The organism is Micromonospora carbonacea (genome assembly GCF_014205165.1).
Classification (GTDB): domain Bacteria; phylum Actinomycetota; class Actinomycetes; order Mycobacteriales; family Micromonosporaceae; genus Micromonospora; species Micromonospora carbonacea.
The window spans coordinates 830,583-843,374 of record NZ_JACHMZ010000001.1 but is presented as its reverse complement, the minus strand read 5'-3'; the positions used below and the strand labels follow the sequence as shown (position 1 = coordinate 843,374).

11 protein-coding genes and 3 pseudogenes are annotated in these 12,792 nt (G+C 74.6%); 8 read left to right on the top strand and 6 right to left on the bottom strand.

The features are described 5' to 3' along the window. Window positions 1–53 precede the first annotated feature (53 nt). Window positions 54–1,244, top strand: coding sequence for an FAD-dependent oxidoreductase (locus tag HDA31_RS03880; protein WP_178066263.1), 1,191 nt, complete (start codon window positions 54–56; stop codon window positions 1,242–1,244). A 114-nt stretch (window positions 1,245–1,358) separates the two neighbouring features. Here HDA31_RS03880 and HDA31_RS03875 read toward each other — a convergent pair whose 3' ends face one another. After that, window positions 1,359–2,324, bottom strand: a complete 966-nt coding sequence (locus HDA31_RS03875) for a DNA polymerase domain-containing protein (protein WP_178066264.1) — start codon at window positions 2,322–2,324, stop codon at window positions 1,359–1,361. A gap of 166 nt (window positions 2,325–2,490) precedes the next feature. Then, entirely contained in the window at window positions 2,491–3,273 is a 783-nt protein-coding gene (locus HDA31_RS03870; RefSeq protein ID WP_178066265.1) for an isocitrate lyase/PEP mutase family protein, read from the bottom strand. A 253-nt stretch (window positions 3,274–3,526) separates the two neighbouring features. Here HDA31_RS03870 and HDA31_RS03865 point away from each other — a divergent pair. The 3 pseudogenes from HDA31_RS03865 to HDA31_RS33315 all read left to right on the top strand — a co-directional run. Further along, window positions 3,527–4,063: pseudogene (locus HDA31_RS03865) on the top strand (TetR/AcrR family transcriptional regulator); the annotation flags it as partial. Between the two features lie 124 nt (window positions 4,064–4,187). Beyond that, a pseudogene (locus HDA31_RS33320) lies at window positions 4,188–5,258 on the top strand (MMPL family transporter); the annotation flags it as partial. A 9-nt stretch (window positions 5,259–5,267) separates the two neighbouring features. Continuing rightward, window positions 5,268–6,407 (top strand): annotated as a pseudogene (locus tag HDA31_RS33315) (MMPL family transporter); the annotation flags it as partial. A gap of 75 nt (window positions 6,408–6,482) precedes the next feature. Here the strand turns inward: HDA31_RS33315 and HDA31_RS03855 are convergent. Continuing rightward, the gene (locus tag HDA31_RS03855; protein ID WP_178066267.1) at window positions 6,483–6,674 is read right to left on the bottom strand and encodes a DUF2795 domain-containing protein; all 192 of its coding nucleotides are present in this window, start codon (window positions 6,672–6,674) and stop codon (window positions 6,483–6,485) included. Window positions 6,675–6,765: 91 nt separating this feature from the next. On the opposite strand from HDA31_RS03855, the gene HDA31_RS03850 reads away from it, so the two are divergent. Both HDA31_RS03850 and HDA31_RS03845 read left to right on the top strand, forming a co-directional pair. Then, window positions 6,766–8,022, top strand: a complete 1,257-nt coding sequence (locus tag HDA31_RS03850; protein WP_074472744.1) for an erythromycin esterase family protein — start codon at window positions 6,766–6,768, stop codon at window positions 8,020–8,022. Between the two features lie 30 nt (window positions 8,023–8,052). Beyond that, window positions 8,053–8,253 (top strand): type II toxin-antitoxin system RelE family toxin, encoded by a 201-nt coding sequence (locus HDA31_RS03845; RefSeq protein WP_178066268.1) that lies wholly within the window; start codon window positions 8,053–8,055, stop codon window positions 8,251–8,253. A gap of 33 nt (window positions 8,254–8,286) precedes the next feature. On the opposite strand, the gene HDA31_RS03840 is transcribed toward HDA31_RS03845, so the two are convergent. Further along, a complete protein-coding gene (locus HDA31_RS03840; protein WP_178067788.1) occupies window positions 8,287–9,192 on the bottom strand; it encodes a Gfo/Idh/MocA family protein in 906 nt (301 codons plus the stop codon). 219 nt (window positions 9,193–9,411) lie between these two features. On the opposite strand from HDA31_RS03840, the gene HDA31_RS03835 reads away from it, so the two are divergent. Then, window positions 9,412–9,804, top strand: coding sequence for a hypothetical protein (locus tag HDA31_RS03835; protein ID WP_178067790.1), 393 nt, complete (start codon window positions 9,412–9,414; stop codon window positions 9,802–9,804). Further along, window positions 9,797–10,213 carry a hypothetical protein gene (locus HDA31_RS03830; protein WP_074472740.1) on the top strand — a complete coding sequence of 139 codons (417 nt, stop codon included), beginning with the start codon at window positions 9,797–9,799 and terminating at the stop codon, window positions 10,211–10,213. Before HDA31_RS03835 ends, HDA31_RS03830 begins: the two co-directional genes overlap by 8 nt. An 84-nt stretch (window positions 10,214–10,297) precedes the next feature. On the opposite strand, the gene fabG is transcribed toward HDA31_RS03830, so the two are convergent. Both fabG and HDA31_RS03820 read right to left on the bottom strand, forming a co-directional pair. Further along, window positions 10,298–11,056, bottom strand: coding sequence for a 3-oxoacyl-ACP reductase FabG (gene fabG / locus HDA31_RS03825; RefSeq protein WP_178066269.1), 759 nt, complete (start codon window positions 11,054–11,056; stop codon window positions 10,298–10,300). Between the two features lie 56 nt (window positions 11,057–11,112). Beyond that, window positions 11,113–12,765, bottom strand: a complete 1,653-nt coding sequence (locus HDA31_RS03820; protein WP_178066270.1) for an alpha-amylase family protein — start codon at window positions 12,763–12,765, stop codon at window positions 11,113–11,115. Between the last annotated feature and the right edge of the window lie 27 nt (window positions 12,766–12,792).

The window sequence follows — 12,792 nt, the reverse complement described above, 5'->3', positions numbered from 1 at the left end:
AGGAACGCGTTCGCCGACCGCGACCAGCAACATCCCCACCTGAAGGAGACCCCGTGCGCACACCATCGATCGGCATCGTCGGCGGCGGCCTGGGCGGCCTCACGCTCGCCCGCGTCCTGCACGTCCACGGCATCCCCGCCACCGTCTACGAGCGCGACGCCGCACCGGATGCCCGCACCCAGGGCGGCATGCTCGACATCCACCGGCAGAACGGCCAGGTCGCCCTGCGGGCCGCCGGCCTGCACGAGCAGTTCCTGCGCCTCGTCCACCCCGGCGGGCAGGCCGTGCGGGTGCTCGACCGGCACGGCGTCGTGCACCTGAACGAGGCCGACGAGGCCGACGGCGACCGCCCCGAGGTCAACCGGGGCCACCTGCGCCGGCTGCTGCTGGACTCGCTGCCCGTGGGCACCGTCCGCTGGGGCGGCGGGGTCACCGCCGCCCGCCCCCTCGGCGACGGGCGGCACGAGCTGACCCTCGCCGACGGCGGCACCGCCACCACCGACCTGCTCGTGGGCGCCGACGGCGCCTGGTCCCGGATCCGGCCGCTGGTCTCCGCCGCCACGCCCGCCTACGCCGGGTTGTCGTTCGTCGAGGCCACCCTGCGCGACGCCGACCGCCGACACCCCGCGCACGCCGCGCTCGTCGGGCCCGGAATGCTGTTCGCCCTCGGCCCCGGGCGGGGCTTCCTGGCCCACCGGGAGACCGACGGCAGCCTGCACGTCTACGTCGCCCTCCGGGTGCCCGAGGGCGGACTCGCCGGCCTCGGCACCGGCGCGGCCCCGGGACACCGGCGGCCGGGCGACGACCCGGGGCACCGGCGGCCGGGCGACGAACCGGTCCGGTCCTTCCTGCTCGACCGGTTCGCCGGCTGGGCGCCCGAGCTGCGGGCGCTGATCACCGACGCCGACGGCCCCCTGGTGCCGCGCGCCATCCACGCCCTGCCGGTCGGCCACCGCTGGGACCGCGTGCCCGGCGTCACCCTGCTCGGCGACGCCGCCCACCTCATGTCGCCCTTCGCCGGGGAGGGCGCCAACCTCGCCATGCTCGACGGCGCCGAACTCGGCCGGGCCCTCGCCGCCCACCCCGACGACGTCGAAAGCGCGCTGGCGGAGTACGAACGGGCGCTGTTCCCCCGCGCCGAGGAGGCCGCCCGGGAATCCGCCGCGAACCTGGAGATCTGCTTCCGCGACGACGCACCGAACGGCCTCGTCGACCGCTTCGCCGCGTACGGCGAGGCCCGCTGACGGCCGTCGGGCACGCCGGGGCTCCGGCGGCGGGCCGGCGGGGATCGGCGACGTGGCAGCGGGGATCGGCGTACGCGGCGGTGGCCGGCGTGCCGGTCGCCGGCCGCCCCGCCGCTACGGCGACTGCGCGGCGCGGCGGGCCCGCGCCCGGCGGCGGCCCTCGTGCATCGCCTGCACGCGGGCGACCGGGATGCCGCGCCCCTGCTCGACCAGGTCGGCGGGGAGGCGCTGCGGCGGCGGCAGCAGCCCCGCCCACGGGTCGCGGTCGGCGACCAGCGCGGGCACCGTCCGCACGGTGAAGTCGGTGGGGGCGACCGCGCCGAGGTCGTCCCACCCCACGGGGTACGACACGGGCAGCCCCGGGCGCAGCCGGGGGCTGAACACGGCCACCAGGCTCGCCCCGCCCGCCCGGGTCGAGTCGACGAACACCCGGCCGCCCCGGTCCTCGCGGATGAAGGCGGTGGTGGCCAGCGCCGGGTCGAGCCGCTCGGCCCGGACGGCGAGGGCCCGGGTGGCGGCGGCGGCCTCCTCGGCGCTCGTCGCCCCGTCGACCGGGACGAGGACGTGCAGCCCCTTCGCCCCGCTGGTCTTGACCGCACCGGCGAGCCCGGCGTCGGCGAGCGCCTGCCGCACCAGCCGGGCGGCGGCCACGGCAACGCCGAAGTCGGCCCCCTCCGGCGGGTCCAGGTCCAGCACCAGGTGGGTCGGGTGCCCCGGGCGGTCGGCCGTCGAGAGGGTCGGGTGGTATTCCACCGCGCGCTGGTTGGCGAACCAGAGCAGCGTCCGCCGGTCGTCGCAGAGGGCGTACGACACGTCGCGGTGGGACGCCTCGGCCCAGACCGACGTCCGGCGTACCCAGTCGGGGGTGTACTTCGGCAGGTTCTTCTGCATGAACGGCGCCTGCCCGCGCAGCGCCCGCACCACCGACAGCGGCCGGTCCCGCAGCCACGGCACCAGCCGCCCGTGGACGGCGTCGAGATAGTCGACCAGGTCCCGCTTGCTCGCCCCGACCCCGGGGGCGAGGGGCTGGTCGAGGTTGGTCAGCGACACCCCGTCGCGGGTCTGCTCCGCGCTGCTCATCGTCCTACCCTGGCCCCCCGCCCGCCGGCCGGCAACCGGAACAGGCCCACCGGGCCGACCGGCTGTGCCGCCCCGAGCTGGGCTGTGCCGGCTGCCGGCCGGGCCGGGCCGGGCTGGTTAGGAAGGGGCCCTTCCTATACCGAAAGCGTTAACCAGGGGCCCTTCCTTACGCGTAGGGGTTGGCGCCGGAGCGGACGGCGTCGAGCAGCCCGGCGATCCGCGCCTGACTGACCCGGTACGGGCCGGGGCCGAAGCTCACCCGGGACACGCCCAGCGCGGCCAGCTCGGCCAGGCTCGGCCCGCCCGGTTTGAAGCCGACGTTCACCGGGGCGGGCACGGCGGACACGAGTTCCGCGATCCCCTCCGGCTCGGCGAGGAAGATCGGATAGGCGCAGTCCGCCCCGGCGGCCCGGTAGAGCTGCCCCCGGCGGACCGCCTCGGCGGTGCGGCCCGCCGGGTCGCCGGCCCCGCGCAGGTAGAGGTCGATGCGCGCGTTGAGCACCAGCGGCACCCGGGCCGCGTCGGCCGCCGCCCGCACGGCGGCCAGCAGGTCGGCCTGCTCCTCGGCGTCGTACAGCGCGCCGGTGCGCGGGTCGGAGTCCTCCAGGTTGCACCCGACGACCCCGGCGGCGAGCATCCGTTCGACCAGTTCGGCGGGGCGCAGGCCGTACCCCCGCTCCAGGTCGGCGGTGACCGGGACGGGCACGGCGCGCACCATCCGGGCGACGGCGGCGAACATCTCCTCGACCGGGGTGTCCTCGCCGTCGGCGTACCCGAGGGACTCGGCCACGGCGGCGCTGCTGGTGGCGACGGCCGCGAAGCCGGCCGCGACGACCGCCCGGGCCGAGCCGGCGTCCCAGGCGTTGGGCAGCACCAGCGGGTCGCCGGACTTGTGCAGGGCGCGCAGCGCGTCCGCGCGCTCGACGAGGGTCGATGGGTTCTCGGTCATCCCCGCATCATGGCACCCCGGGGTGTGGGCCCGGTTCTTCGAGCGGGCCGTGTCCGGCGTCGCCGCCGGCCGGTTCGGTCCGACCCCGGCCGGTGCCGTCCGACCCGGCACCGACCGGTGCCGTCCAACCCCGGCCGGTGCCGGTTCCGCCACCGGCGGGCGGCGCTGTGGCCAACGCCACCCGATTCCTCTGACCGATCGGTCAGGGTCTGACCGATCGGTCAGGCATGCTGGTGGGCGGGAGGTGGCCGGCATGGCACGGGCGGTACCGGAGACACACGCGGAGATCCTCGCGGCGGCGGGGCGGCGGTTCGCCGTCACCGGGTACAAGGGCACCTCGTTGCAGGACATCGCCCGCGAGGTGGGCGTCTCGAAGGCCACGGTGCTCTACCACTTCGCCAACAAGGAGGCCCTGCTCAGCGAGCTGATGGCCCCGGAGCTGGCGGCGGTGGTCGAGCTCGACCAGCGGATCGCCGGGCTCGCCGGCGACCGGGCCCAGCGGGTCGCCGCCGAGGGCTTCGTCGACCTCGCGGTGCGCTTCCGCCGGCAGATCGCGCTGCTGCGCGGCGAGTTCCCCGTGCTGCTCCAGCAGCCGGCCTTCGCGCACGTGCAGCAGATCTCCGAACGGCTGGTCGCGGCCTTCGCCGGCCACTCGCCGCGCCCGGCCGCCCGGGTCGCGGCCCTGGTGGTGCTCGCCGGGATCGCCGAGACCTGCGGCGAGTTCGACGACCTCGACGACGACGAGCTGCGCGACGCGCTGCTCGGCCTCGTCCGGCGGGCGCTGGTGCCGCCGGCCGACCCGACGCCGGCCGACCCGACGCCGCCCGGTCGGCCCGACGGCTCCCCCCACGACGACTCCACCACCACGGTTTGACCCACGACAGACTCCACCCACGACCGAGGACAAGGATCTGATGGCGACCCTGTTGTACCGGCTCGGCCGGGCCTCACTACGCCACCGGCGGCTCGTCGCCGTCGTCTGGCTCGTCGTGCTCGTCGGCCTCGGCATCGCCGCGGCGACGCTGCGCGGCCCGACGGCGAGCAACTTCACCATGCCCGGCACCGAGTCCCAGCGCGCGATCGATCTGCTCGCCGAGCGGTTCCCGGCGGCCAGCGGGGCCACCGGCACCATCGCCGTCAAGGCGCCGGCGGACGGCCAGCTCGCCACGCCCGAGGGGCAGGCCCTGGTCAAGCAGGTGACCCAGGAGGCGGCCACCCTGCCCGGGGTGGTCGGCGCGGTGGACCCGTACCAGTCCCAGGCGATCTCCCCCAACGGCCGGTACGCGCTGATCCAGGTGCAGTTCGCCGGCCGCGCCGACGACGTCACCGACGACCAGCGCGACGCGTACGAGCAGGTGGGCACGCAGGCCGAGGCGCAGGGGTGGCAGATCGCCCCGGGCGGCGAAGTGCTCGGCGGCGAGCCGGAGGTCGGCTCCACCGAGGCGCTGGGCGTCCTGGTGGCGGCGATCGTCCTGGTCATCACGTTCGGGTCGCTGGTCGCGGCCGGGATGACCATGCTCAACGCGCTGATCGGCGTCGGCGTCGGCATGGCCGGCCTCTACGCGCTCTCCGGCACCATCGAGCTGACCAGCACCGCGCCGATCCTGGCCCTGATGCTCGGCCTCGCGGTCGGCATCGACTACTCGCTGTTCATCACCTCCCGCCACAGGCAGCACCTGATCGAGGGGCTCTCCCCGGAGGAGGCGGTCGGCCGCGCCGTCGGCACCGCCGGCTCCGCCGTGGTCTTCGCCGGGGCCACCGTGGTCATCGCGCTGGCCGGTCTCGCCGTGGTGGACATCCCGTTCCTCACCGTCATGGGCCTGGCCGCCGCCGGCACGGTGAGCATCGCCGTGCTGGTCGCCATCACCCTCGCCCCCGCGCTGCTCGGCTTCGCCGGCCACCGGGTGCTCCCCCGCCGGCTGCGCCGGGCCGGCAGCACCGCGGCCGCCGCGCCGGCGAACGGCGTCGTAGCCGGTGAGCGCACCGGACCGGAAGGCGCCGAGGACCGGTCCGGCTTCGGCTTCCGCTGGGCCCGCCTGGTCACCCGGCTGCGCGTACCGGTGATCCTGGTGGCCCTGCTCGGCCTGGGCCTGCTCGCGGTGCCCGCCCCCGACATGCGGCTGGCCCTGCCGGACGCCAGCACCGCCGCCGCGGGCTCGCCGGCCCGGGTCAACAACGACCTGGTCCGGGAGGGCTTCGGCCCCGGCTTCACCGGCCGCCTCGCGGTGCTCGTCACGTCCGACTCCCCGCAGGCCACCGCCGCCGCGGCCCCGCAGGTCGCCCAGCTGGTCCAGGCCACCGACGGGGTGCTCGCGGTGGCCCCGCCGCAGACCGACCCGACCGGGCGGACCGCGCTGCTCGGGGTGATCCCCCGCAGCGGACCGACCGACAAGGCGACCGAGGAGCTGGTGCACGACATCCGCCGCCAGGTCGCCGGCGTCGACGGGGCGGACGTGCTGCTGACCGGCGCGACCGCAATCGGCATCGACGTGTCGGAGAAGCTCTCGGACGCGCTGCCGGTCTATCTGCTGCTGGTCGTCGGCCTGTCGATCCTGCTGCTGATGCTGGTGTTCCGGTCGGTCCTGGTGCCGGTCAAGGCGGCGCTGGGCTTCCTGCTCACGGTCGCCGCGACGTTCGGCATCACGGTGGCGGTGTTCCAGGAGGGGACGCTGGCCGGGCTGGTCGGCCTCGACACCCCGGGGCCGCTGGTCAGCTTCCTGCCGATCCTGCTCATCGGCATCCTGTTCGGTCTGGCCATGGACTACGAGGTGTTCCTGGTCTCCCGGATGCGGGAGGACTACGTGCACGGCGACACCGCGCGCCAGGCCACGATCAACGGCATGGGCCACGGCGCGCGCGTCGTCACCGCCGCCGCGCTCATCATGATCTCGGTCTTCGGCGGCTTCGTGTTCCTCGACGACCCGGTGATCAAGTCGATGGGCTTCGCGCTCGCCGCCGGGGTCGCGATCGACGCCTTCGTGGTCCGGATGACCATCGTGCCGGCGGTGATGTCGCTGCTCAACACGGCGGCGTGGTGGATCCCCCGCTGGCTGGACAAGGTCCTGCCCAACGTGGACGTCGAGGGCGAGGGCCTGCGCACCCACCTGGCCGAGAAGGAACCGGCCAACGTCTGAGCGGTGCAAGGAGGGGCCCCCTGTTAACGCTTTCTGTTGCACAGGGGGCCCCTGCAAACACCTGAGCGGGCACGGTCAGGCCAGCGTGCCCAGCGCCTCGGTCAGCTCCGCCGGGGAGAAGAACTCCTCCGCCGGCAGCGCGCGCAGCATCTGCAACACCTCGGTGCCGGCCCCGTTCTCCTGGCCCCAGCGGACCAGGTCCTCCCGGGAGACCGGGTAGTCGAGCCCGGCCAGGTGCTCCTGCAACTCCACCCCACTGACGGTCATGTCGGCCGGCTACCCGTTCGGCCCCGCTCCATGCCCCGCCCGGCGGCCCCGCCGGGCGGTTTGTCCCGGCGGGGGCCGGGTAGCCGCGGACATGCTGGTACAGCGGCTCGGCGCGCCGAGCGACTTCGATCCCCTGCTGGACCGGATCCGGGGCGCCCGGATCGTCATGATCGGCGAGGCGACGCACGGCACCCACGACTACTACCGCCTCCGCGAGCAGCTCACCCGGCGGCTCATCGCCGAGCAGGGCTTCCGCTTCGTCGCCGTCGAGGGGGACTGGCCGGACTGCGAGCGCGTACACCGGTCGGTCACCGCCGCGCCCGGCGGGCTCGCCGACCCGCAGGCCGCGCTGGAACGCTTCACCCGCTGGCCGACCTGGATGTGGTCCAACGCCGAGGTGGCGCGCTTCTGCCGCTGGCTGCGCGCCTGGAACCAGGAGCGCCCCCGGGAGCAGCGCGCCGGCTTCCACGGGCTCGACGTCTACAGCCTCTGGGAGTCCATGCAGGCGATCTTCGACTACCTGGGCGAGGAGGAACCGGCCTCGTTGGAGGCCGCGCAGGAGGCGTACCGGTGCTTCGAGCCGTACGGGCGGCGCATCGAGGAGTACGGGGCGGCCAGCCGGTTCGTCTCGGCCCGCTGCGAGGAGGAGGTGGTGCGGCTGTTGGCGCGTACCCGGGAACAGGCCACCGCGGACGGCCCGGACCGCTTCTCGGCCTGGCAGAACGCGGAGGTGGTGGCCGGCGCGGAACGCTACTACCGGGCGATGATGGGCGGCGGCCCGCACTCGTGGAACGTCCGGGACATCCACATGGCGGACACCCTGGACCGGCTGCTGGACTTCCACGGCCCCGGCTCGCGGGGGATCGTGTGGGCGCACAACACCCACGTCGGCGACGCCCGGGCCACCGACATGGCCGCCGACGGGATGGTCAACATCGGCCAGCTCGCCCGGGAGCGGCACGGCGCGGACGCCGTGGTGCTGGTCGGCTTCGGCAGCTACCGGGGCACCGTCGTCGCCGCGCCGCGCTGGGGCTCACCGGCCGAGGAGATGGTGGTGCCACCCGCCCGCCCCGGCTCGGTCGAGCGGCGGCTGCACGAGCTGCTGCCGGAGCGGGCGGTGTTGGTCTTCGGCGGCGCCGACCAGCCCGGCTGGGTCACCGAGGAGCAGGACCACCGGGCGGTCGGCGTCGTGTACGACCCGAGCTTCGAGTCGTGGGGCAACTACGTGCCGACCCGGCTGGGCGAGCGCTACGACGCGTTCGTCTGGTGCGACGACACGCGGGGCCTGCATCCGCTGCCGGCGCTCACCTCGTTCGGCGAGATGGAGACGTACCCGGCGGGGGTGTGACCCTCAGCGGAGCAGGCGCTCGACCACCGGGTGCAGGCCCGTCTTCTTGCCGCCATCGCCGGACTCGCCACGCAGCCCCGGCCCGCAGGGGTCAAGGCGTTGACCGGGCATCGCGGCCTGCTGCGCATCCGCTCGGGTAGTTACCGGATCGTCTACACCGTCCGCGACGAGGAGTTGATCGTGCTCGTGGTCCACCTCGGCCACCGGAGCGACGGCTACGACGTCCTGTGACGACCGGGATGCCCCACGGCCGACGCTGCGGTCTCAGTCGGGCACGGTGACGGTGCGGCCCTCGGCGCGGGCCGTCTCGGCGGCGGCGAGGACGGCCACCACGTCGCGGCCGAACCGCACGTCGCACCGGTGGTCCCGGGTGCCGGCGTCGATCTCCTCCAGGAGCTGGTCGATCGCCACCCCGAACGCGGTCAGCGAGCTGCCGTCGCCGGGCGGGACCGGCTCGACGCCGCCGTCGCCGTAGAAGGCGAACTCGGTGGCGACGGCCTCGGGCGGGGCGTCGAGGGTCAGCGAGACCGTGCTCGTCGCGCCGCCGGAGTGGGTGAGCAGCAGGTGGACCAGGCCGCGCGGGCCGTCCATCGCGGCGACCCGGGTCACCGGGCCGAGCACCGGCAGGATGATCGACAGGGCGTGCGGGCCGATGTCCCACAGCGCGCCCCGGTCGCGACGCCACTGGGAGCCGCCGTACGGGCTGCCGGGCTGGAAGATCGACCCGAAGCGGACCGCCTTGGCGGTGTGCCAGCCGCCCGCGGCGGCGGCCGAGGCGAGGAAGCCGGCGATGTTCGGCTGGAAGCGGCTGGTGAAGAAGACCACGGAGGCGACGCCGGACTGCGCGGCGGCGGCGACCACCCGGTCGGCGTCGGCGACCGTCAGCGCCAGTGGCTTGTCCAGCAGCAGGTGCCGCCCGGCCGTGGCGGCGCGGACGGCGACGTCGGCCTGGACGTCCGGCGGCAGCGCCACGGCGACTGCGTCGCAGGCGTCGAGCAGCGCGTCGACCTCGGTGAACGCGGGCACCCCGTGCCGGCGGGCCAGCGCGGCGGCGCGCTCGGGGTTGCGGCCCCAAACGCCGGCCAGCTCGGCGCGGGGGTGCGCGCCGATGCCCGCCGCGTGTGTCTCCGCCGCCCAGTGGCCGGTGCCGAACAAGCCGAACCGCAGCACGGTCCACCCCCGGTGTCCGTCGTCGGCACCGGCGAGCCCGGAGCCGTGATCCACGCTAGCCCGCCCGCCCCACCCGACGCAGTCGACGCGTCGGGAACGCCGAACGCGGTCGGACGGGCACGGGGCGGGACGCGACAGCGGACGGACCGGGCCGGGGGCGTGTACTACGCCGGTTAGTAGGCTGTCCCGGTGACCGAGACTGCGACGCCGTTGGCGTCGATGACCAGCGCGGCGGCCGGTTCCCCGGTGGACGGGGCGCTGGCGACGGCGACGATCGTGCTGTCGCTCGTACTCGCCGGGTGGGCGCTGGTGGCGGCGGTGCGCAACCGGCCGCCGGACCGGGCGCAGGTCGCCGGCCTGGCCGTGCTGGAGCTGGCGCTGCTCGCGCTGGCCGTGGTGGCGCTGGTCGCCCTCGGCGGCGGCGAGCGGCCGGGCGAGCCGGGCGCGTTCTTCGGCTACCTGGTGACGCTGGTCTGCCTGCCGCCGCTGGCCTGGGTGCTGGCCCGGATGGAGCCGACCCGGTGGGGCTCGGCGATCGTCTGCGCGATCTGCGTGGTCACGCCGGTCGTGGTGGTCCGGCTCCAGCAGACCTGGGAGGTCGTCGGTGGTTGAGACCGAGACGCACCCGCCCGCCACCAACACCGGGCCCGGCCGGCTGCTGATCGCCGTGTACCTGCTGTTCGCCATCGCCGCGACGTCCCGGGCGGGCCTGCAGATCGCCACGCGGTTCGCCGAGGCCCCGGTGGCGTACCTGCTGTCGGCGCTGGCCGCGCTGGTCTACATCGTGGCCGCCGTGGGGCTGGCCCGCGCCGGGCACGCCGGCCGGCGGGTCGCCCTGGCCTGCTGCTCGGTGGAGCTGGTCGGGGTGGTCGGCGTGGGCCTGCTCAGCCTCGCCGACCCGGCGCTGTTCCCCGACGAGACGGTCTGGTCCGGGTTCGGCAGCGGGTACGGCTACGTCCCGCTGGTGCTGCCGGTGCTCGGCCTGCTCTGGCTCTGGCGCACCCGCACCCGCACCCGCTGACGCCCCGCCCCACCTCACCGCTGACGGGCTGAGAAGGGTGCCCTTCTATACAGAAGGCGTTAACAAGGTGCCCTTCCTTCCACCTCAGTCCTTCGGGCCGCCCGCGACGTAGACGACCTGGCCGGAGACGAACGACGCGCCCTCGCTGACCAGGAACGAGATGGTGTGCGCCACGTCCTCGGGGCGGCCGACGCGGCGCACCGGGATCTCCGACTCGGCGTGCTTCTGGAACGCCTCGAAGTCCACCTTCATCCGGGCGGCGGTGGCGGCGGTCATGTCGGTGACGATGAACCCGGGCGCGACCGCGTTGACGGTCACCCCGAACGGGCCCAGCTCGATGGCGAGGGTCTTGGTGAAGCCCTGCAGGCCCGCCTTCGCCGCCGCGTAGTTGGCCTGGCCCCGGTTGCCCAGCGCGGAGGTGCTGGACAGGTTGACGATCCGGCCCCAGCGCCGCTCGACCATGTGCTGCTGGGCGGCCTGGCTGAACAGGAACGCGCCGCGCAGGTGCACGCCCATGACCGTGTCCCAGTCGGCGTCGGTCATCTTGAACAGCAGGTTGTCGCGGAGCACGCCGGCGTTGTTGACCAGCACGGTGGGCGCGCCCAGGTCGGCGGCGACCCGCTCGACGGCGGCGGTGACCTGGGCCCGGTCGGCGACGTCCGCGCCGACGCCGAGCGCCCGGCCGCCGGCGGCCACGATCGCGTCGACGGTGTCGGCGGTGGCCGCCTCGTCGATGTCGACCACGGCGACGGCCAGCCCGTCGGCGGCCAGCCGGCGGGCGGTGGCCGCCCCGATCCCCCGCGCGGCCCCGGTCACGATGGCGACCCGCTGCTCCTCCGACATTCCTACCTCCCGGTAACCTACGCCCGACCCGGGGAGCGTAACCCACCGGCCCGGGGTCAGAACGTGTCGCCGCGGCAGAGCCGGATCCAGCGGTAGCCGTAGCCGGCGAGCTTCAGCGAGTCGAGCTTGCCCACCTCGCCGTACCGGCGGTCGGCGAGCACGTCCATCGGCAGGTCCGCCTCGGCGGCGAGCATGCCCAGGTCGACCTCCACGTCGTCGGTGCCGAGGTTGTGCAGGAAGACCATCGTCCCGGTCGGGCCGTCGGCCCGGTGCGCCAGCACCCCGGCCGGCATCGGCACGTCGATGTGGGTGGTCGACCCGGAGCCGATCTCCGGGGCCTCGCGCAGCGTGCGGATCATCCGCTCGAACCACGACAGCAGCGAGCGCGGGTCGCCGCGCTGGGCGGTCACGTTGACCTTCTCGTACGAGTAGTCGCCCGCGTCGATCACGGGGCGGACCAGCTTCTCCGGGTCCGCCGTGGAGAAGCCGGCGTTCGGCTTGAACGACCACTGCATCGGGGTACGGATCGCCTCCCGCCCCGGCAGCGACAGGTCCTCGCCCATGCCGATCTCCTCGCCGTAGCGCAGCACCGGCGTGCCGCGCAGCGAGAACTGGAGCGCGTACGCCAGCTCGACGCGGCGGCGGTCGTTGCCGAGCATCGGGGCGAGCCGGCGGCGGATGCCCCGGTCGTAGATGCGCATGTGCTCCTCGGGGCCGAACTCGGCGTACACCTGATCGCGCTGCGCGGCGGTGAGCCGCGACAGGTCGATCTCGTCGTGGTTGCGCAGGAAGGTGGCCCACTGGCCGCCGGTGGGCAGCGTCGGGGTGTCGCGCAGCGCCTCGATGACCGGCTCCGGGTCCCGCCGGGCCAGAGCGAGCATGAGCCGGCCGTTGAGCATGAAGTCGAACAGCATGTGGATCCGGTTGCCGGAGCCGCTGCCGTCGCCGAAGAAGGTAGGCAGCTCGTCGGGCTCCACGTTGGCCTCGGCGAGCAGGACGGCGTCGCCCCGGCGCCACTGGACGTGCTGGCGCAGCTCGGTGAGGAACTCGAAGTCCTTCGGGGAGTCGGCGTTGCCCGGCTCGGTCAGCTCGATGATGAACGGGACGGCGTCCATCCGGAAGCCGGAGACGCCGAGCTGGAGCCAGAACGAGACGATCTTCTTGACCTCGGCGCGCACCTTCGGGTTCGCGAAGTTGAGGTCCGGTTGGTACTTGTAGAACCGGTGGTAGTACCACGCCTTCGCCGTCCGGTCGTACGTCCACGTCTCGTTCTGCTCGCCCGGGAAGACCATGCCCTGGTGCCGGTCGGCGGGCTCGTGGTCGGCCCAGACGAACCAGTCGCGGTAGGGCGAGTCGGGCGACGACCGGGCGGACTGGAACCACGGGTGCTGGTCGGAGGTGTGGTTGACCACCAGGTCGATGATGACGCGGATGCCCCGGTTCTGCGCCTGGTGCAGCAGCTCCGCGAAGTCGCCGAGGGTGCCGAAGCGCGGGTCCACGTTGTAGAAGTCGGTGACGTCGTAGCCGTCGTCCCGGTTGGGCGACGGGTGGATCGGGTGCAGCCACAGGCAGGTCACCCCGAGCCGGGCCAGGTAGTCCAGCCGGCCGATCAACCCCCGGATGTCGCCGACCCCGTCGCCGTCGGAGTCCGCGTACGTGTCGATGTCGAGGCAGTAGACGACGGCCTCGGAGTACCACCTGTCACCCATGCCGGCGTACCTTCTCCGATCCGGCCC